Here is a 20828-nt window from a genome sequence, read left to right on the forward strand (position 1 = left end):
AAAGTTATTTTCCTTCATTTTACATTACCATTATTTGTTTATTAAGAATAGGAGAAAAGCTAGTTTGTATAACTGTAATTACCAATTAAAAACCATTCGTAAAAGTATACTTAAATAAACAAAAAAGGATAGCGGCTGCTTTTACCAGCTTCTATCCTACCTATAAGCTCTGATATGAAAACCCATAATCTAAAATTTCTAGTGGGTCGCTTTACTAAACTAGCTACAACATAGAGTGAGTACCGTTAAAATAAGCAACGATCATTTATTCATGGTTTCGGACTTAACTATTTTTGGTGAAACTTTCTCTATGGTTTTAAATATAGTTGATAAAGCGTTTTTTTCTTCATAAGTCCAAGTCATTTCTTCCCCGTCAACGGTTACAAGATAACCCGTAGCATAGTAGTCATGATAAGGGATTTCTCGAGCTTCTTCATACTCAAGGTTTTCATCGATAAATGGATAAGCTCCTTTATTGGAATCCAGGAAAAAGAAAGGGATAGTTGAATCTGTAAAAACTTTTGTATACTGTTTTTCAGCAGCAGTCGATAAACTTTCTTTCATTACAAAAATCGCGTCAAATTTTCTTATTTCTTTTACAGTGAATTGTTCAAATTCTATTACTTGAAAGCTGATCTGTTTTTCATAGGTTTCTGGTATCTTTCCCAATACTCCAATAGATAACTCTTTTCCTTCGTATAAGTCTTTATCAAGATTTTCATTAGTAAACAATCCCGGTATGGAAAAGTTAGCTGATGATGATGTGCCTTTATTTAAATCTCCTATATAAGTGACACTGAGAAAGAGGAATAAACTTGCTGCTGCTACTAGTACCGTCCAATAGACAGGATTAAATTTTGGTGTTTTCTTTTTTTTCTCGTGTATTTCACTTTGTATCCGCTCCCATTCTTCGTGTGTGGAACGGATATTCTTTTCTAGAAATTCATTTACTTCTTTTTTCACTTCAATCTTAAAGTGATCCATTTATATTCCTCCTCTCCAGATTCTTCAAAAGTGCGTTTTTCCCTCGCAACAAACGAGATTTAACCGTGTTATGGTTAATTTCAAGAACTTCACTCACTTCCTGCATGGTCATCTCCTGGAAGTAGTATAAAATCAATACTTCTTTAAATTTAGTAGGAAGTAAGGAAACTTGTTCTACTATTACTTTAGAATGCTGACGGTAGAAATATTGATCTTCTGCTGAGATTTCTTTTTTTATTAGATTATTTATCGGCCTATAAATAATATTCTTTATACGCCAAAGTCGTTGATGGTCTTTGCATTTGTTAATGGTGATCCGAGTTAACCAAGTTTTGTAATTCGATTCATTTCTAAATTTAGACAGATTTTGAAAGCAACTGATATAGACTTCTTGGATGATATCCTCGCATTCTGAATGGTCATTTATGTATAGGTAAGCAACTTTCTTAAGGTCAGTGGCGTATTCTCGGAAGAGCTGGTTTAAAATTATTTCTGCATCACTTTCTGAATTTTTTTCTATCTTTTCTCTATGTGAAAGTTCTTGGTTACTCATTCTTCAATTCAACTCCTTTCACTCTATTAGACGATTACCAGAGCTATTTTGACCCCTATTTTTCATTTTTACTAATCTTATTTTTTGTCTTTCTATATAGAAATTTTTTATAACCTTAACAACAGAAAACCGTTCGTAAGTGTACAATTTTGCAGACAAAAAGGGAAAGTAGGTGCTAATCAAAATGCAACTTCTCTCCCTTTCTATTTATGCAGCTTCCGATAAGGAGCTGATATGTAAACCATTTTTCATTAAGATTTATTTTGGACTATTAGTATTCCAAAACCAGCCATTCTTCGATTAAATAGTCGACTTCGATTTCTAGTAGGAGGATGATCATATTTATGGATTTTTAAAAAATGTATCAAACAAAACTCTTTTTAAAGTAAGTGGCGGATTCGCTATACCCAATCGCCTTATAAAATTTGTCGGCTCTTCTTGTGGCCAAGGCGATTAATTTGGATCCTCGTGCTTTCGACAGCTCTTCTGCTTCTTCCATCAAGTATCTTCCTACGTTCTGTCCTCTGTAAGTATCTACAACAAACAGTTCTTCTACCCAACTGATGATGCCGTTCGCATAGAAAGCCGGATGATGTAATACAAAAACGTAGCCTATGAGCGCTTGATTTTTTTCCGCCACCAGCAAATCAGTATTTGGATTCTCTATCAATGAATTAAAAACTGTCGTAAAGTCTGCCTCGTTTACTTCAAAGCTTGTCGCTAACCCTTTAGCTAAGGGATATAGCTCTTTTCTATCTTCATCTACAGCTTTTCCATATACAATATCAGTAGCCATTTTTAATTCCACTTTGTTTTCACTAAGCTCGCTATCTCTTCAATCATCTGTCTACGTTAGGTATTCAATTGAAATACCCAGTCCTTGAAGTAATTCAAAATAAGTAGGGCACGTCTTCGAAATGCATCCCGGATCTTGAATGACAACTCCCGGAACTTTAGTGCCAATCAATGCCAAGGACATGGCAACTCGGTGATCATCATAAGAATTCAATGTAGTGGCTTGTGGCGTTCCTGGATAAACCGTTAAGCCATCTTGGAATTCTTCGACTTTGATCCCCAATTTCCCGAGTTCCGTACAAATTGCACTGATGCGGTCTGACTCGTGATGGCGGATATGCTCCACATCCCTCATCGTAATCGGTCCCGAGGCAAACGGAGCCAGCGCTGCCAGCGTCAAGGTTTGGTCAGACATTTCTTTCATGCTGATGTCAAATCCCCCAATCAAGCGGTCGGTTCCAATCAGTTCGATATAGTCTTCGCCTTTCACGACTCGGCAGCCCATTTTTTTATAAACCTCAAGCATGTGAATATCAGGCTGATTCGTATTTGCAGATAGATTGGTAATCCGGATTTGCCCATTGGTCACTGCTGCTAAGGCAAAAAAATAACTGGCTGTCGATGCATCGGCTTCCAAGGAAAGGTCTTGTCCAACGTATTCTCCTTGTGGCACCACCATCTGACTCAAGTCCTCAGAGCAATCGACTTTCACTCCAAATTTCTCCATCAGTCCCAACGTAATCCGGACGTATTCATGTTGTACGATGCTATCCGGTATGGTAATTGTCACTTCTTTTTCAGCGTAAGGACTAGCCAATAGCAAACCGCTGATGAATTGGCTGGATAGTTTCCCCGAGATGCTTACCGCCCCTCCTGCAAGTCCTGAGCCTTTTACCTGAATCGGGAAAAAACCTTCCTTTTCGAGGTAGTCGATTTTTGCCCCCAAATCGATTAGCGCTTTGATCAGTGGTTCAACAGGACGCTCGCTCATTCGCTTGCTTGCCTGTACTACCCAATCGCCCTTCTTTCCGGCTGCTAATGCCCCTGGAAGAAAACGGGCAGTAGTGCCGGCAGCACCTATGTATAAATCAGCTTGTAAGTTTGGCCAGTTGGCATAGCAACCTTGTATAGTTACGATGTCACCTTCAATTTCGGTTTCAATTCCTAATTTATTCAAGGCATCGATGCACCAGTAAGAATCGTCACTTCTAAGAATGCCAGAAAGCTTTGAATGACCTTTAGCCAAAGCTGCCATAATTAAGGCACGATTAGTAAAACTTTTGCTTCCAGGAATCCGAATGCTACCGTTAATCGGATGATCCGTTTTTGGTGCAATCTTCACAGATTCAATATCGTTTAAGTGAGACCACGGGGATCTTGCTTGTAAATCGGGAGTACTCATTCATAATCGTCCTCTCTTTAAAAAGAAAATTTTGAATTGCCTTTCTACAATTGTAGCATTAAAAAAACTGAGAAGACAAAAGCAATTGACAAGCACACATTAGACACTTTTTCATTAACTTATTAATATAACCCATAATCTTAAACTAACAGGAGTTAGATTTAAAAGCGTTCGTAAAAGTACACTTATACAGAAATAAAAAAAGAAAGAAGCTATTATGCTCCTTCCCTACCGATAATCTAGCGATATATTAACCTATATGATTATGAAATTCTGCCTTTAAAGCGATACGGAACAGCATAGTGAATGTATCATTTTTCTATCAAATTCAATTTCTCTTCTTGCTCTTCAAAGTTCATTTAAAATACGGGTTTTGAATGTCACTTAATTGCTAATAAGTTACATTCACATCGATTAATCACTCTTCCTTTTTACAACTTTTGATTAATCATTTCCTTGAATTTTTTACGGGCGGTTGAATTGTGTAACACTTTTTGCAATTTCTTTCTGGAAGTTAAATAGGTTTGTAGTTCATGATCATTTTTAATCAGTTGAACAAGAGATGGAGACTCTAAAACAAGTTGTTCAAACCAATACTTTTTTTGAAGTTGACTCAAGTTAAATTCGATTTTCTGATCTTTAGAAAGAAAACTATATTTTAATCTCCCGAAAATTGACTTCAAAATCTCCCAGAGACTTTCTGCACCCACATCTATTACCATTCTTGTTCACCATTTTCTATTTATTTTACTTAAGTCTGAATGTAACTTAATTCCCAATAAGTTACATTCAAAACAAAGAATTATTAACTTCGAGATTATTGTTTTTCTTGATAGATACACTGAAATCTTTCAACGCCAGGATATTTTTCTCCTAAACTTGTTATTGCAAATCCATATCTTTTATAAAATTCTACTGCCTCTTTATCCGTTTCAGCAGAGATTGTGCTTAACAAATACTGCTGATATACAAAATCGACCATTTTACTTGCAACTTTATTTCCTCGTTGGCTTGGATCAACAGCAATGTGCTTGATTTCAGCGTTATATAAACTTGAAAATTCAAGGCCTATACAACCGATGCATGCATCTTCTAGAAAAAATCCATATAATTTCCGATTAATTGAACTTATATACTTGTCGTACTCTTCGGTAATATTGTCACTAGACATTGCATAAGACAAAAGTTTTTCTACAGACGAATCAATTATTTTAGAATCGATTTCTTTCATGGATTTCCTCCAGTAAAAAGGCATAAGTAATAGCATGTCGATATATTTTAGATGTCTCTTAGATCTGAATGTAACTTAACTGCACATAAGTTACATTCAGTTCCTAGTCTTTGCCCCAAAACTTCCACTTAGATTTTGCTGGGGCTTTTTTCAATTCGTCCAGAGCGCTCTGCAGCTGCTGAACGATGACCAAAAGCTGTTCTTCCCGTTCCTGGCTCTTTTTCAGTTCGTTTTTCAGGTCCGGAAGGACTTCCGTGTGGTCTATCGGATCCGGCAATTGTTGTTTTGGCTGTCGCATAAGTTGCTGCAGGTCGTTGATTTATCCGCAATCCCTCTTCATTGTCTAAACTATACACTTCCTATATAGATGTCTTTTGAATTTATTCCTCTAGTTGAGTTCCTCTTTAATGTGGCTCTCTCTTAATTTTTTCAATTCAAACAACGCTTCCGTTACTTCTTTCCGAAGCTGTTGCTCAGAAATTTCAATATCTGTTTCTTGACCAGGTAGACATTCATGCCAATAGCAATCGGCTGCTTCAAATATTCCATTTAATATCTCAAATTGAGATTCATTCATCCGGTCGTCCCATTCAAGGAAATTCTTGGTATACTGTGACTGAAATTCATCAGCCGAAAGTTTCCCCTTAATAAATTTCAACATTAAATTTCTATATTTATCTTCCAATGTTTTTCTTCCTATCATGAATTATTTAATAAACTGCATTCTAAGTTGTCTTCTATTTCTAAAAAAGTTTAATAGCCGTTTTTTAAAACAATACGCAAACTATCATTAAATAGCTAAAAGCTTTGTGAGAACAGAAGCGTTCGTAAAAGTATACTTCTACAAATTAAAACTCAAATTTGAGCTTCTTTCCTTCCGATAAGGAGCTGATATGTAAACTATTTGTTTCAAAGAATTATGAATGGATCGGTTCTACCCTGACCACCTTGCATTTGTAGCAGTAGAAGAAATTGAATACCATTTCTCCAAATAAAAAGGGCAGCACGGAGATTAATTTGCCTTCAGTCGAATCTTCCCCTAGTGATGCAATATAATCCATATCTTTAGTGCAAGATATGCAAGATATCTTTTCCATTTCTCCGAAATCATTTAAGCGACCACCGAAAACACGAGCGATGTAGTTTGCCCCTAATTGATCGAAAACTTCATACACCCTTTCCTCACTGGACTTAGCAGAAAGAATTTCTTTTTTGGCTAGTGGCAGTAAGTGAATCGGGATTTCTGGAAGGGGCGAAGGTAATCTGTCTTCTTCCTCCATAAACCACTTCTCCTCGTCGAATTGTTGCAAATTCAAGATGCGGTTTTCAGCCACTTCGTAATACTGAGTGTCCCAACAACCTGAACAATTTAAACAACTAGCTAATGGTAATCTTGAAAGTCCTTGTCCAATATCTTTGAAGATAGGATCTTCTAGATCGAAGACAAGTAGAACCTGCACCGGAAGCCCGCAAGTCGGACAAGGAAGGGTTTCAATTGAATTTCCACCGAAAAGATTTGCGTACTTTCCTTCCCCTTCAATCACTTTATATCCTTTATTCTGTAATTTTTTATTCATTGTATTTTCTCCTCTTTATCCACTGAATAAAACTCTAAATCGAATTGGCCTGTAATTCCCTTAGTTGTCAGACTTATTCCTCTAAATATACTTAACCATTCATTAAATAGCCAGCTGATTTTTTAGTAATTAAAGCATTCGTAAAAGTACACTTTTACGAACAATTTTGTTGGGAACTTACGAGAATCCTTGTTTTTATAACCTTATAACCCCCTCCTCCTTTATTAATAGAAAAAATCATCATGTATGCCAGTATATACGTATGCGCATATGCGTGCATACGTATATACTTGTATATGTGCATGCATGGAAGTCAGAAAATATAATGTAATAAAAAAATATTTGTACATACTTTTCTCTAGTGATATACTTGCATATGTTAGAGTAAAACATTATATGGTAATATTTTATACATAATAAAGTAAGGGGGATTAAAACGTGAAACAAGATGACAGAGCCATTGTAGTGACGTTTGGGAATTTTAAAGGTGGAACGGGGAAAACTACTAACAGTACGATGATTGCTTATGCTTTATCTAATATGGGATATAAAGTATTGCTGAGCGATCAAGACCCACAAGCAAATGCCACCAGCTTATATTTAAAAACAAAATCTGAAATTACTGGAGATATTGTTAGCTTTAACAAAACTCTAATGACAGCTATTCAGGAAGAAAATCTGGAAGAAATCATTACTGAAGTGAAAGAGAATTTGTATTTACTACCAAGCTTTAGCGATTTTGCTTTGTATCCAAGGTTTCTTGAGAAGAAGTTTCCGAATGAAGTGGATCGGGTTCAATATTTTTCAAAACTAATTGAACCAATCAAAGATAATTTTGATTTCATCTTTATTGACGTCCCTCCTACTATATCCATCATTACAGATTCTGCTCTCTACGCATCAAATTTTGTAGTAGTAGTTTTGCAAACTCAAGAACGCAGCTTACAAGGCGCGGAAGTATTTACTAAGTACCTTCAGTCACTAATTGACGAGTATGGAGCAGACTTAGATATAATCGGAATATTACCGGTGCTTTTGAAAAACGGCGCTCAGGTGGACTTAGCAACTCTAGAAAATGCTAAAGAAATTTTTGGAGAGGAAAACCTTTTCAAAATCATTGTAAAAAACATGGAGAGATTAAAGCGTTTTGACATTACTGGGATTACAGATGGTGATATGCATGATCGTCGAGTCCACGAAAGCTATACAGAAATCGCAAAAGAATTTATTTCACGTCTGAATGCAGAACTTGAAGGAGCTGGAAAATAAATGAGTAACCTTTTGAACAAAAACTCTAAAAAAAAATTATTGGAGCGAGGGCCTCAGATTTCCCCATCTACTTCGTTTAAATTAAATGACGTAGAAGAGGCAGTTCAGGAATCACCAAAAAAACCGGTAACTAAAAAGGAAGCCCCTCCCGAAAAAAAAGTAACGAGTGTCCGGGTAAGAAAATCAACAAGAGATAAATTAAATGCTTTAGTAAGTTTAAATAAAGCAGATACAATAGATGAATTGATTGAAATTATGATTGACGAGTATTCTTCTGTGCATATTACTAAAGAGGAAAAAAAACAATTTGATATTGTAATGGATCTATACAAGTCCAAAAATTGAAATGAAATCCTTAGCTGCTAATATTTGCTAAGGATTTTATAATTTCTGTAAAAACTGCATGCTTGCATATGGACATACGCATATGCAAGCATGCACGTATATACGTATACCTACATACTTGCATTCATGCATATTAATATATACGTATGCTGATATGCTCGCATACGAATATGCAAGCATATCAGCATACGTAACTAGTAAGAATAAAATTCATGTAAATCATTGATATAACAACGTTTTCTAAAGTAAATGATGGAAATGATAAATATAGTATGATGTATATCCATATGCTGGCATGTGCATATACAAGCATATCTGTATACTGATATATCTGCATGCCAGTATATAAATATACTGATATACTCGCATGCTGGTATATACGTATGCTGGCATACGGTTTAGAAAAACAGTGTCAAACCCTATTGTAGCGTGCTTTCTACTCTTCTATACTTTAAGTCTAATCAAGAAATTCTAGATTTAAAAGTGAGGGGGAGAGACAGTGGCAAAGGTTCAGAATGCAATTGAATTGATTATCCATCATGGTATTGAGAAATTTAAAAAAGTTGGTTCAGCTGCTCCTCTTCCTCAGTTACATCTTTTAAAAAAGAAAAATTCCAATCAAAAGAAGGGCGCTATTTGCTTGGTTAAATCCAAGGAGGATCTATCCACCCCAACAGGCGTAAAAGGCTATGTCGTTACTTCATTAGAAACCCTTCTTGAAGACTTTTCTTTCGTTTCTCACTGGAACCCTAATGTATCGAACTACTTACGGTATACGGATAAAACCAGAACCCGTATCCAAGGACATGGAGAAGAAAACCTGCAGCAAATCAATACGTTCGTCGTCGATATCGATACGAAAAAGCAACCCTATACGGAAATCCTGACGGCTGCAATGGATCACAGCATCGGCGTTCCCACCTTGGTCTTGGAAACCCCCAAAGGCTTCCAGGCGTATTTCGTGCTGGAGAAGCCGCTCTTCATCAGCAACCAAAACGATTTCCGCGGCCTGAAAGTGGCCAAGCGGATTTCCGAAAACATCAAACGCAGCCTGGCGGAAGTTTTGCAGGGAGTGGACATATCCTGCAACGACTTCGGCTTTTTCCGCATGCCCAATGAACAGAATATCCGCTGGTTCTCCGAAGAGCTGGTCTACGATTTCGGCAGCCTGATCGCCTGGTCCAAACGGCAAGACGATGACCGGGGACGCGGGCTTTTTGTCGTGCCGCAACGCGGAGCCGAACTGGATCCGACTGAGACGGAGTGGTTCCGGGAATTGTTGGCTACGCGCCACGTGATAGGGGAGAGCGGACAGATTGGCCGGGACAACCTCATGTATACGCTCGCTTTGGCCTGCTACAGCGCGGGGAAGGGGACCCAGGAAACGCTCAACTTGCTGGATGAGTACAACTCCAGCTTGGCCAGCCCTCTTCGCCACAGTGCCGTCCGAAAAATCGTGAAGAGTGCCTACAAGGGCCGCTTTAAAGGCGCACACCAGGCGTATATCCGGGAACTGTTGGAGACCTGGGGAAGCGGCAAGAACATCACGATTGAAAATCCCCGCAGCGGCTGGTACAAGTTCAAAAAAGAACGCAAGGACCGCATCCGCAGCCATTACGATGAATGGGAAGCGGATCTGCTCGCCTATATCCAATCGGAGACCAGCAGCCAGCAGCCGATTAAGTGGTCCACGCAAAAGGAAATCTGTGAAGCGGTCGGGATGCCGCGCAGCACGTTTAACGAAATCATCCGGAAGTCCAAAACCATCTTGATCAAACGGGAAGGAAAAGGCCGCGCAGCCAAGACCGGATTAACGTCGGTGGCTGTGCTGCTTCAGTGTGCCTTGAATTACCAACAGACCCACCGCAGTGCGTACTACGAAGCCGTAGCTCTTATGAGTCGCTCGCGTGATAATGAAACCGCTCTGTGGGAACTGAACTATCAGTTGGAATTGCTGACGAGGTTTCCTGAAAACAGGCCAATAGATGGTAAAATTTTCAATTCCTCTTAATGGTCCAGTCTGCCAATACATATCTGAATACGTGTCTTTTGGTTTTGGGTTTTCCGGCAGACGTTCACTCTAGAACTTGGTACACTAGTGATATAAGAAAGGCAGGGGATAGTATATGCTGCATGGGTATGAAGCGTATCGGTTGGACAAGGGCATTTCTCCTGGAACCTTGGTGACGGAAGTGGAATTGCTGAAGGCATTTGTGGCTTTTGTGAATGTGCATAACAACAAGCAGCTGGAGCCGTATGAAATCAAGCCGGCGGATGTCCGGGCTTTTTTGGATCAGGAAAAGGCAAAGGGGCTTCGGGCAAGTACCTTGAAACGGAAGTTGTCGCAGATCAAACAATACTTTCACTACCTTTGGAAGATTGGGAAGGTGCCGGTGGATTTCATGCCGAAGTTTGAATACGAACTGGTGGTGCCGAAAACAGAAGCGAAGCTGCTCTACGAAGACTTTTTGAACGTGAAGGATACCATATTGCGTGATGCGAATCTGTTATTGAATGCGCGTTTGTACTTTTTATTTGCGATGAAGGGGTTTCGGATGCTGGAGATTGAACGGCTTGAAAGCCGTCACTTTGCGGATCTGGGGGAGACCGTTGAAATGAATTTTATCACGTCACAGGGGATTTTATGGCAGTTGGTCTTTTCGGACCGGTTTGAGGTGGCGGTGTTGTCCCAGGCATTGGAACGGGCGGTTTTTCGGGAACATGATTACTTGGTGGCTTCAGACAAGAAATATGGCGCGGATTATGTCCGGCAGAATCTCAAGGACATTTATGGCCGGTTGAATGGCTTGCTGCCAAAACCGTTTAAGACAGAGGAAGTGCGGATGGCGTATATTTATCATCTATATAAGCGTAAGGAGAAGTCTGTGGATGAGCTGGCGGAATTGTTAGGGGTTACGCCAGAATCGCTTACGTCGACGCTGAAGCTGGTTTTTGAACGATATAAGTTTATGTCGCAAATATAGTTGATTAATATCTACTATTCCTTTTTAAAAAGAGCAGGAATACCTAGTATGAGACTAAGTATTCCTGCTCTTTTTGTGTTTTTAAGAATTTAAAATTGTTTAAGTATAATAGTTTCTTCTTCTGTGATATCAATCCACTCGTCCAATAATAGCCGAAAGAGTACAAAACTAAATTCTTTATCGTAATGTAATTGAACACCGAAGTCACCTATATTTCTCCATGCAACTTCCAAAATTTCTTTTTCCAAAAATACATGACTATTTTTTTGGTCAAGTAGATAGTAACAAGCTAATAATGTCCATGCATCATAATACTCCAATTCTTCGTGGCAATAGGAGATGAAAATTTTTTCAGGAACTTTAAAATAACGCTTATGATAGATGTGGCTGTTAGGAATACCAATCTTACTGTTCAGCAGTTCATTTAATGGATTTTTCTTGATAAGACTACGTCCCTGATCAAAATAGTCTTTCGGGAATCTAACGTATCTCAAAGGAAATATAGCGGGATTATATCTCATTGAAAGTCAGTCTAACCGGGTGCAGATTGTAGTGCCTTTTAAATAAACATGATTCGCTTTAATCTGTGATTTTTTCATGATAGTTTCGTACATGAGGAGATCGGTTTCTGTGCAGACTTCCTGTTTTTTAAAGTCTAAAAATAAATCCAGGACGATATAGCCTCTAGCTTCCAGCAATGCTTTGATTTCATCTGTTAACTCTGAGTCAAATTCACTGTATTCGTTGTTTTCCTCTGTAGAGTTTGTATCTCTAATAGCATATACATTAGCGCCAAATAACCCGTATGATTTTAATTTATTGACCATTTTATATCCCCAATCTGTATCTTGTGTCCGCGAAGCTAGCTAAAAAATCTAATGCATCTGCCAATCCTTGGCGATAGATAAGCTGATTTTGAGTATCAATCAATACAAATAATTCTCGTTGTAAAGCTTCAGCGTTATTTTGGTCGATACCTAACTTATCAATTTGCGCCTGCAGTTCTTTAAAAATGTCTTCTCTGGCTTTGTTTTGCGAACTTAACATAACTTCTTCAATCCGATTGTAAGTAAATTCTTCAATGGCTTTTTCAAAATCCATATTGGCCACTCCCTTTTGTAGTTTACAAATAAAAATATCCATATTCATTATTTTTTATATATTTTTATTCGTTTATATTATATTAACTGATATTTAATTGCTTGTAAAATGAGAAAACGTTAAACTAAACGAGACAAAATATGTTTAGAAGGTAAGCGACATGATAAGAAAAAAAGCGGGTAAGTTAATGCGGGAAATCCGGAAGAAAAATAATATTAATATGGTTGATTTGGCTAAAGCTATTAATATTTCACAGCCTCGATTGTCGAGAATTGAAAAAGGCGAGCAGGAGATCTCGTTAGACGTCTTAGAGGATTTTTGCGGTTATTTTAATGTTTCCCTTACGTTTTTTATGCGAGAATTAGAGCGACAAGGCATAGAAAGTGATTTAAGTGACCGAGAAATTGAAGGAAAATTTACAACGTTAACTGAAGAGCAACGACGAGCGATAAACTTAATTATTGTTGCCTTTTTGAATAAAAATTCTATTTTTTAAGTTTCCTTTGCGGAAGCTTTTTTTATTTCTATCAACTTTATATAAACTGGATAACAAAAATAATTAGAGAAGGAGATGGATAGTTAAAGTAAGGAATATATAAGAAAGGTTATTATGATATAACTAATACAAAATGCAAGGGGGAATAAAGGATGTCCAATCGGGAAAAATTAACTTTGTTAACAGATTTATTGATGCGTCATAAAGATAAGATACAGGACGTACTGGTGGAATCTGATGTACAAGATTATGGTGAATGCATTCAACTTTTTTTGAGTTCAACTGATCCGATTATTCAAGAAGGAGCTTTGGCCACTTGTCAGCTAATCATTAAAAATTCTAATATTTGTTAATCGATTTTTATATAATGAATACCAAAATTAATTTATCTAATTTTCATTAAAGAATTTGAAAAAATACGAGACTATTTTTATAAAAGTCTCGTATTTGTTTTAATTTACAAATTTGCTGCAGTGGGAAACAAGTGATAGTTTAGTTGGATCATTTCCTTTCTTCCAGAAGGACCGCCAGTAATCCGCCGAAGATAATAACGAGATTCTAAAACTTCTAATGCGGCATTAAGCCTTTCCGCTGTAGTAACGATTTTTTTTGTTTTTTGCCAAATTACTTGCCGATCAATGATCGGCTTATTCTCCTCGAGTAATTTCTCAATAATGATCAAAGCGTCAGCAAATTTTTCATTGTGATGCATAACACCAAAAGCTTTTTTAGCATGAGCTATAAAGTATGGCTTTAGCCTAAATGCTGCGCTTAACGTTTCAGCATTGATAGTCGTAGGTATCCGGTTAAGTTCAATGTCAGTGGATGCATAGTTGGCAACATGTAAGAGTCCGGCTATTCTTAGCAAGTTTCCAGTCAGTTTCCCCATCCAATACCTAAATCCTTCCTCATATAGAGTCTTGTCTCTTAATTCTATTTCCACTTCGTCCAACATTTTTTTCAATACACTTTCTGCTTTATTGTCTAATTGCAGGGAGATGGGCTGTGAAGTGGAAAGGGTAAGCATTTTTAATAGCAATTTCTCATACTGCTGTTTAACGTGATTGGGAATAGGTAAGGGATTTGATTGTCGATAGCCATTGTAGTCGCTTGGGATACTATACAAAAAACGACCAGTTAACCCTTTTCTATGATGAGTGACCGGCAAATCTTCAAGAATTTGAGGATAGGTGGTAATACATAAAGTAATTAAGGGTGCTTTAAAATAATCGGTAGGATCTTTTCCATATCCTTTTAAAAGTAAATCGATTTTCATATTTTTATTACTAGATGTTAAAATTTCGTCACCTGACAAAATCGCCAATTTTTCTTTATTCTCTTTTAAATTTTTTATTAACGTATCGTATTGTGGATCGTCCACCAGTAAAGTGGGAATGACAATCTCAGGAGTATTGTCTAATTCTTTAAAAAGAGTTTTTACATCGTTCTGTATTACTGGCGTATTATTCTTCACTGTTTTCTTTTGATGTTCGTCAATTTTTTTAAGCAAGGTCTTACGTTCATAGTTTCTCACTTGCACTTTTGGTTCGAGTAATTCTGCCAAACTATTTTGGTTCTCGCGTATGGGAGCGGTCATGATATCCAAGATGGCAGTTTTCCTAGTAGCAGGAGGCATTAAAGACATCGCATAGATATTTACTGGTTCTGTCCAATTTTCTTTTATTTTCACTTGGTAATTTTTATACAAGGCTGTTGACAATACCCAAATTCCGGTCAGTGCCGTAAAATCAACGGGCGTTTGAGTATATTCTGCAACTGCTTTAATTTGTGCTTTTAATGCTGCCGGAAAAATATCAATAGGAAATTCTGGTAAATCGTAAACTTCAAGATATACCGGTATCTCCCAATCATTATCTTCTCCTTTTAATTGATTAGATAATTCAGTCCCATTATTATTCTTAAATGCCTGCTTTATTTTTTCAAGTTCAAGTTCAAGTTCTATTTTCAACGTCTCCTCGCGTTTAGTTTATTTAAATATGAATTTATTAAACTTTTCAATATCAGTTACTTTCATGCCTAAAGTACCTAACCGCCTTAAAAGTGAGTGATATCAAGTAGTTTTATAAGGTAAAAGACAAACCTAAACCGACCTAAACCGACCTAAACCGAATATGAATCTTAAAAAGTGTATCTTCTATCGGATTTGTCTTTTTACTTTATACATACTAATCGCTAAGTCCGTAAATTCGAACCTTTAGCAAAATATTTATATAAAAAATTTTTTAGACCAGGTTAAAAAGAGCTGATCTGCTTTATAAAAGTGAAAACCTTCTCGTTTATCTTGTGTTATTGGATTAACTAACAGAGTATCTGATATCGGAACCATTATTAGTTCCAATATAGAGAAAAGATTAGAAAGACTAAACAAAAACATACAATAATTATCCAGTTCCTTAGAAGATTACGGTCTTGCTTATAGTAGGAACTACTAATAGTTCTTATATTAGGAACTATAAAAAACTCAGTATTTAAAGCTTTTTACACGAATAGATTCATCAAAATGAAATAGTACCTAATATTGGGGACGTTAATAGTTCGTAATATTGGGGGCATTAATAGTTCGTAATATTAGTAGAATAGGGTGAAGGCAGAATTATGAAAAAGCGGAAATAGTTCAAAATATCTCGAGCTGTCATTTTAAATGCAAGACAAAAGAGCAGGTAAACCAATAAAACTGATGCTTTTCAAGAGCATCTCAAAAGTGGTCGATTTTGGTCAACATTCAGCAACGGGAAAAGAAATGATTGGAATGGAGAGGCTTGCTATCATCTATTCTTGCTACTGAACAAGGTGATAGTTTATGCGGCATGGGCGTATTAAATTCCAGAGGGAGCAAGTCAATTATCGAAGTCAGCGCTGTATTAGATGCATGTACTAGAACTGGACGCACAGTGATGTAATTAGCGGTGGCATCTATTGGTATTTTCATTGGATCTATTCAAATGATCAGTTATTATAAATCGATTAAAGGGATATTTGGTGAATTCGATAGAGAGTAGGAAGCTAAACGAAGCCATCAGCAACCGGATATTATATTGGCTGTATGACACGTATAGGGGGATTAGAGATAGTCTCCTTACCCTTTTTATATGGTAATAGAACCATCATCCCCTTAATTCTTAAGAACGCAGGTTCATAAGGCAGAGGGCGAATATGGGGAGAATAGGGTGTGGGTTACAGCCTAGCGGTGGATAGATCTAAGTGAAAGACAACATTTTATTTAGCAATGGACGAATCACTAGGAACAGATAGCTGCAGAAAGTGGTTCGAGTGTTCGCAATGTGTAAACAGGAAAGCCATTTTCCATTTTAAAGAGGAGAATTCCACTTGTCGAACTTGCTACGATCTCATTCATGCAAACAGCCAAGCAAACGACGAGTTAAATGTTGATTACAAGGAGGGGGGATAATTTTAAGTGAAGTTACCGTCACACTATATAAAGTGCGACTAATCCAGCGCAAATCGATTTTATGCAGCCGGGTCTTGGCCAAACTTTATCTTTTTCATCAATGGAAGAGTAATCGAGGTGGTGAAAGCAAAAAGGATTTGGTCAAACGAATTTAACAACGCAAAATCCGGTAGCGATCCATCTATCAGCCCTGTAAAAATAGTGTCAATCGGGCGACTTTCAGCAATAAACAATTTTGTGAATTGAACTTTTGGAGAGTGCAATAGTGACGGTTTACGTCCTCATTTTTTTTGTGTTCTAAAAATGTTTTTACTATGGAAAATTCGACATTTTAGGTAATGAAAAGAGCAAAATGAAAGCGCTTTAAAAACGAATTATTGTCACCTTTTTTTGGGTAAATTGGGGAGGAATAAGGATCGTAGAAAAGTAAATAGTCGGGGTAGATGATTTTTAAATCAGTCAAAAAACGTAGGCACCCCAAGGCTTGCCGAGTTTCAGGGTTATCACCTAGGTGATAACCCGAAGAGGGCCTTTTTAAAAAGCCCTCTTCGGTATATCATCTTCTGGCTTTTTTCGACAACTAAATACACTCCTTGAGCTGTTCCAAATTTGAGTATTATTAGGGGCGATTTCACCCACATTCTATACCAAATTGTGGGTAATTGAATAGCTATCTCGTAGTGATCAACTTAGTTATCGTAGAGAGAAAATTCCAGATTTCAGGTTGCTTCAAGTTATTTAAAAGATGTCCTCAATTCGAGGGGGCTGTTCGAAATTCTGTACCCTCTGAAATTTAACAGTCATTCAAAATGTCGCCAGCTCAAAATAAAAAAGGTTGAAATATCTTTTTTTATTTCAAGTTGAAATCGAATGCTCTGAAGCTTGTCACTTTTATAAAGGTGGGGTCTGTCATGTTAAAAGCCCCTTTTTTATTAATAATGACGCATTATCATAACCAATTTCCTAGCAGTTTTGAGGCGAAAATTGCACGGCTGAAAAGTGGTCAAAAGTAGGTGGTTTAGATGTAGTTAGTCGGCCTGGTTGGCTTATTTTCAGACCGGTAAAAAGCAAACATATCAAGGCTTGCAGAGAGCTAGACCTATGGACGGCACCATGCGGTTAATTGGGTATATTTCAGACTTACCCAATTAACCCTGTTTAAGCTGTCTTTTTGGGATCAAAATCTTATGCAAATTCTTCCGAAAGAATAAGAGATTTATGAAAGGAATTGAAGTCAGATTATATAAATACAAATAGGAAATCGTCACGATCGATCCGGAACCAATTGATTTTATCCAGCCTGGCCGTGGCCAAACTCTTATCCATTGTATCGATGGCCGGATACTCAATGTGGTCGAAAGCGAGAAAGAACTGGCCAAACGAATTCGAGAGAGCGAGGTTCTCTAGCGTCCATCTATACCCCCTGTCAAAACGGCATCGATTGAGCGACTTCCAGCCGTAGGATATTTGTTCGCATTGGACTTTTAGAGAGAGTGGAAAATGCCATGATCGTACTCAACTTGATATGTTTTTCAGAGCAAAATGTTTAAAAATTGCAGTGGTGCAAATGGAGTTTATATTAAAAGAAGCGATGAATGTCCAGAAAATAGGAAGAGGTATGTAGCTCATTCGGCATTAAATATGGTTATTCAGTTGCGTTACTTGCGATGTTTAGAACAAGGTTGTTCTTCAATTGTATGCATGATATGGAGTGATAGCTGATTATAAAAAAATAAAAAAGGGTTCCGATTTATGGAACCCTTTTTTGCCTAATAGAAGATTTTTTTAAAGTCTTATCGTCTAATTGCTCTATCTTTTTAAGGATATAAATTTTGGAATACTTTTTCTTTCAAATTACTTCTTGATATTAAAGTTATGCTTTTAAAAAAACTATTCCTAGCTGTTTTAATTCCTAGTGGCCAAAAAATTGTTGGTAAAAAATTTTTCTGTAAATACATAAAGGGTCCAGGAATTCGTATCTCTATATATGTCTAGACACAGCGAGATATACTTTCTATCTGAATCTCGAACGCTTTTATGGAAGTCATGTGGCCATTCTCCAGCTAAATAAGGTAAGACTGTGTCTTTGCTTATATCCCAGTAAAAGAAATAACTTTCAAAATACCCTCCTTTCTCCATATCTACTTGTTCATGAAACTGGTCCAGATTGTCCAAAATATAGAGTAAGAAAAGATCTTCTCGGTCGGTATAAAGGTAAGTATTGACTGCGTCTAAATCTGTGTAAGTTAAAGATTTGATTTTTTCTGCTAAATGCAATTCGATGTTTGATATTTTTGTCATGGTTAAAATTCCTTTCTTGATAAAAAGTAAGATTGATTTTGTTATTGATCTGTTAGCCGGTACGCTTAACAGGTTTTACAAATGTCATTCATAGACAGTTATGCATGCTGAAAAATGGCTTCTTAAATATTCATTTTTATATATTTGAACTTAAGAGATTTTCTCCTTTCTTCTGTAGTTCAAGTAGTATACTTTCTTAATTTGATATTTCTAGGTTTATTTTTAAAAACTTTTTCAGAATGACAAAGATTTTTTCATAAAATTGTTTTAATCATGATGACTGCTCAGAGCAAAATTTTCTAAATCACAAAGTTGTAAATGTGCGAGTCATTCGTCCGCCTGATCTTGTCGTCTATTTTTGATCCATCATATATCCGCAAATGAAATAACAGCTAAGAACGATATCCAGCCAGCGGTAAAAGCGGAAAAAGAAGCCATAGGGGTAAAAAGGAAGCAAGTGCAGAATAAGCGGCACTCCCTAAAGAAAAAGAAGGCAAGGTGGAAGAAGCGTGATTGGCAGAAGAGAAAGCTGCGCAAGAAAAATTAGCAGCGGAGTAAGCAGCCAGCATCGTCAGCTGCTAATGAAGATTTCAGCATATGTAAAGGGATTGAGTGGAATCTAAACGGATGATTCCTATGGATCTTCCTTTTTTAGGTGGTGGGGTAACTTATAGGGTTCTGAATCGTAGTAAAGACAAAGGGTGAATAGAATTAAGCATTTTAAAAACAGAATATATTGGCTTTTGATGTCGCCGTTCTTTGTCGCTGCAATTGTCACTTTTTTTGTGCTGCCTGAAGGCCAAGGACATTATGCATTCCTAGTAATCCTTATTTTCTGGATTGTTTATTATACGGTGAATCATTTTTTGAAGAAGCAGCTTGATTAAAAGCGTTCGCAATAACTTTGACACCGTTTTTGTTATCGTAAGAAGACAAGTGATTAAAATGAATTAGAAGAAAATTAAGGCATACTTGAAATAAGGAGATAAGAGAAGTTAAATGGAAAGGGCAGTATATGTGTTTCACTTTAAGTCCTGGAAGTTAAAGGCGGATTTAACCCTTAAATAAAGTTGAAAAGAGGAATTGCATGCAAAAGAAGAAGAAATCAGCAATCTGCATCCTATTAATTGTATTCATGTGGTTCGTTTTATTATCGCTGTTTGTTTTTCATCAATTAACCGAGAGTATTAATGTCAGTCCCTATACAGCTCATAATTTCATCAATATTGGGCTTCAAGTCATTTTAATCTTTTTTCCCATTGGAAGTTTGCTGTTGGCGTTCTTCATTTCTAACAAGCTAATCAAATATATTTTTATTTTAGTAAGCCTTTTTTTAACTTACTATTTTTCCGTAGCATATATATTGGCATGGATTGAGTATTTTTGAGAAAGCTAATCGGATTTTACCGTCTACTTAGTGTTCTTTAATAAGCTGGACCAGACATGGGGAAAGAAAAGTTTCAATTTTTATGGATAGGAAGGAAGAGGTAGTATGCAATTTCCAACACGAATGGGCGTTGATCCGGCTGGATATATCTTAAATCAAACATCAACACAGAAAATCCATCCAGTATATCGGGAACTGCTGAATCAGATCCTTGCGATGTTAAAAAGATGCGCAGGAGCTAAGGTACATAGCGTCTATATCTACGGCAGTGTAGGAAGAGGGGAGGCGGTCCAAGGAACTTCAGATATTGATTTGACGGTACTATTGACATCCCCGCTGCTCGCGCAAGAAAAGGCCCTTATGGATCGTGAGACAGCGGCGCTTGTTCACTTGAATCCGCTTGTACCAAAAGTAGATTATGATATGGGAGTCGTAGCCGAAGTCCTAAAACAAGAGAACCAATTTTATTGGGGATTTTGGTTGAAGCACGTCTGCAGCTGCATTTATGGAGAGGATCTATCCGTGAAATGGTCCCGAATGAAACCCGATATTCGAATCTGTCAGGCCATGAACCAAGATCTAATGGAGACACTGGCCGGCTATCGAAAGGCGATTTTGACGAAAGAGGCCGATGCGTATAAGCTGCAGTCCATTTTAAAACGGATTGTCCGAGGGGCTTATTGCTATGTAGCGGTGAGCGATGAAAGCTGGTCCACCGATATCCGGGAAAATCTCCAAATTCTCCAGCATTATTTTCCGAATGAAGCGTATTTCGAGGAAATTGAAGCGGTGTTTCTTTGCCAGAAGCCCCTCATCACAGAGGAAGTCCTAACTTACTTAGATTACTTCATTGTTTGGTTTAGCGAAAATACGATGGAAAGAAAAGAATAAGGACTGCAATCATGAAGTGAAAAGGTGAATCCTTATCATTTGAGAACGCATTTTGGGTCTTTGGTTAGTCGACTAAGATCTG

General features: G+C 37.2%; 21 protein-coding genes. 7 read left to right on the forward strand and 14 right to left on the reverse strand.

Annotation, left to right across the window (positions count from 1 at the left end):
• Nucleotides 1-261: 261 nt before the first annotated feature.
• The 9 genes from NFU07_RS13460 to NFU07_RS13500 form a co-directional block, all read right to left on the reverse strand.
• Nucleotides 262-984 (reverse strand): hypothetical protein, encoded by a 723-nt coding sequence (locus tag NFU07_RS13460; RefSeq protein ID WP_251478937.1) that lies wholly within the window; start codon nt 982-984, stop codon nt 262-264.
• A complete protein-coding gene (locus tag NFU07_RS13465) occupies nt 971-1537 on the reverse strand; it encodes a sigma-70 family RNA polymerase sigma factor (protein WP_251478939.1) in 567 nt (188 codons plus the stop codon). Before NFU07_RS13465 ends, NFU07_RS13460 begins: the two co-directional genes overlap by 14 nt.
• A gap of 364 nt (nt 1538-1901) precedes the next feature.
• Nucleotides 1902-2333, reverse strand: coding sequence for a GNAT family N-acetyltransferase (locus NFU07_RS13470; RefSeq protein ID WP_251478941.1), 432 nt, complete (start codon nt 2331-2333; stop codon nt 1902-1904).
• Between the two features lie 51 nt (nt 2334-2384).
• Nucleotides 2385-3734: a 3-phosphoshikimate 1-carboxyvinyltransferase gene (gene aroA / locus NFU07_RS13475; protein WP_251478942.1), complete on the reverse strand. Its 1350-nt coding sequence runs from the start codon at nt 3732-3734 to the stop codon at nt 2385-2387.
• A 431-nt stretch (nt 3735-4165) separates the two neighbouring features.
• Nucleotides 4166-4456 (reverse strand): hypothetical protein, encoded by a 291-nt coding sequence (locus tag NFU07_RS13480; RefSeq protein WP_251478944.1) that lies wholly within the window; start codon nt 4454-4456, stop codon nt 4166-4168.
• A 95-nt stretch (nt 4457-4551) separates the two neighbouring features.
• Nucleotides 4552-4965, reverse strand: a complete 414-nt coding sequence (locus NFU07_RS13485) for a GNAT family N-acetyltransferase (RefSeq protein WP_251478946.1) — start codon at nt 4963-4965, stop codon at nt 4552-4554.
• Nucleotides 4966-5068: 103 nt separating this feature from the next.
• The gene (locus NFU07_RS13490; RefSeq protein ID WP_251478948.1) at nt 5069-5263 is read right to left on the reverse strand and encodes a hypothetical protein; all 195 of its coding nucleotides are present in this window, start codon (nt 5261-5263) and stop codon (nt 5069-5071) included.
• Between the two features lie 90 nt (nt 5264-5353).
• A complete protein-coding gene (locus NFU07_RS13495; RefSeq protein ID WP_251478950.1) occupies nt 5354-5650 on the reverse strand; it encodes a colicin immunity domain-containing protein in 297 nt (98 codons plus the stop codon).
• 232 nt (nt 5651-5882) lie between these two features.
• Nucleotides 5883-6542 (reverse strand): hypothetical protein, encoded by a 660-nt coding sequence (locus tag NFU07_RS13500; RefSeq protein WP_251478952.1) that lies wholly within the window; start codon nt 6540-6542, stop codon nt 5883-5885.
• 438 nt (nt 6543-6980) lie between these two features.
• On the opposite strand from NFU07_RS13500, the gene NFU07_RS13505 reads away from it, so the two are divergent.
• The 4 genes from NFU07_RS13505 to NFU07_RS13520 all read left to right on the forward strand — a co-directional run bounded on the left by NFU07_RS13505 (nt 6981) and on the right by NFU07_RS13520 (nt 11140).
• Nucleotides 6981-7811 carry a ParA family protein gene (locus tag NFU07_RS13505; protein ID WP_251478954.1) on the forward strand — a complete coding sequence of 277 codons (831 nt, stop codon included), beginning with the start codon at nt 6981-6983 and terminating at the stop codon, nt 7809-7811.
• Entirely contained in the window at nt 7812-8156 is a 345-nt protein-coding gene (locus NFU07_RS13510) for a hypothetical protein (RefSeq protein WP_251478956.1), read from the forward strand.
• A 640-nt stretch (nt 8157-8796) separates the two neighbouring features.
• Entirely contained in the window at nt 8797-10167 is a 1371-nt protein-coding gene (locus tag NFU07_RS13515) for a primase C-terminal domain-containing protein (RefSeq protein WP_251478958.1), read from the forward strand.
• A gap of 115 nt (nt 10168-10282) precedes the next feature.
• Nucleotides 10283-11140 (forward strand): site-specific integrase, encoded by an 858-nt coding sequence (locus tag NFU07_RS13520; RefSeq protein ID WP_251478960.1) that lies wholly within the window; start codon nt 10283-10285, stop codon nt 11138-11140.
• An 89-nt stretch (nt 11141-11229) separates the two neighbouring features.
• Here NFU07_RS13520 and NFU07_RS13525 read toward each other — a convergent pair whose 3' ends face one another.
• From NFU07_RS13525 to NFU07_RS13535, 3 genes are read right to left on the reverse strand one after another with little or no spacing between them, the layout of a single operon-like run.
• On the reverse strand, nt 11230-11661 hold the full coding sequence (locus tag NFU07_RS13525) for a hypothetical protein (protein ID WP_251478961.1): 432 nt from the start codon (nt 11659-11661) through the stop codon (nt 11230-11232).
• A 6-nt stretch (nt 11662-11667) separates the two neighbouring features.
• Nucleotides 11668-11967, reverse strand: a complete 300-nt coding sequence (locus tag NFU07_RS13530; RefSeq protein ID WP_251478962.1) for a hypothetical protein — start codon at nt 11965-11967, stop codon at nt 11668-11670.
• Nucleotide 11968: 1 nt separating this feature from the next.
• The gene (locus NFU07_RS13535) at nt 11969-12241 is read right to left on the reverse strand and encodes a hypothetical protein (RefSeq protein ID WP_251478963.1); all 273 of its coding nucleotides are present in this window, start codon (nt 12239-12241) and stop codon (nt 11969-11971) included.
• Between the two features lie 160 nt (nt 12242-12401).
• Between NFU07_RS13535 and NFU07_RS13540 the strand changes: the two genes are divergently transcribed.
• Nucleotides 12402-12737, forward strand: coding sequence for a helix-turn-helix domain-containing protein (locus tag NFU07_RS13540; protein WP_251478964.1), 336 nt, complete (start codon nt 12402-12404; stop codon nt 12735-12737).
• Between the two features lie 152 nt (nt 12738-12889).
• Nucleotides 12890-13090, forward strand: coding sequence for a hypothetical protein (locus tag NFU07_RS13545; protein WP_251478965.1), 201 nt, complete (start codon nt 12890-12892; stop codon nt 13088-13090).
• Between the two features lie 104 nt (nt 13091-13194).
• Here the strand turns inward: NFU07_RS13545 and NFU07_RS13550 are convergent, their stop codons facing one another.
• Complete coding sequence (locus NFU07_RS13550; RefSeq protein WP_251478966.1) at nt 13195-14706, reverse strand: DUF3987 domain-containing protein; 1512 nt, start codon at nt 14704-14706, stop codon at nt 13195-13197.
• Between the two features lie 3366 nt (nt 14707-18072).
• Nucleotides 18073-18468: a hypothetical protein gene (locus NFU07_RS13555; protein WP_251478968.1), complete on the reverse strand. Its 396-nt coding sequence runs from the start codon at nt 18466-18468 to the stop codon at nt 18073-18075.
• A 1492-nt stretch (nt 18469-19960) separates the two neighbouring features.
• On the opposite strand from NFU07_RS13555, the gene NFU07_RS13560 reads away from it, so the two are divergent.
• Nucleotides 19961-20746 carry a nucleotidyltransferase domain-containing protein gene (locus NFU07_RS13560; protein ID WP_251478969.1) on the forward strand — a complete coding sequence of 262 codons (786 nt, stop codon included), beginning with the start codon at nt 19961-19963 and terminating at the stop codon, nt 20744-20746.
• The last annotated feature ends 82 nt before the right edge of the window (nt 20747-20828 follow it).

Source organism: Planococcus sp. NCCP-2050, from assembly GCF_023708025.1.
Classification (GTDB): domain Bacteria; phylum Bacillota; class Bacilli; order Bacillales_A; family Planococcaceae; genus Planococcus.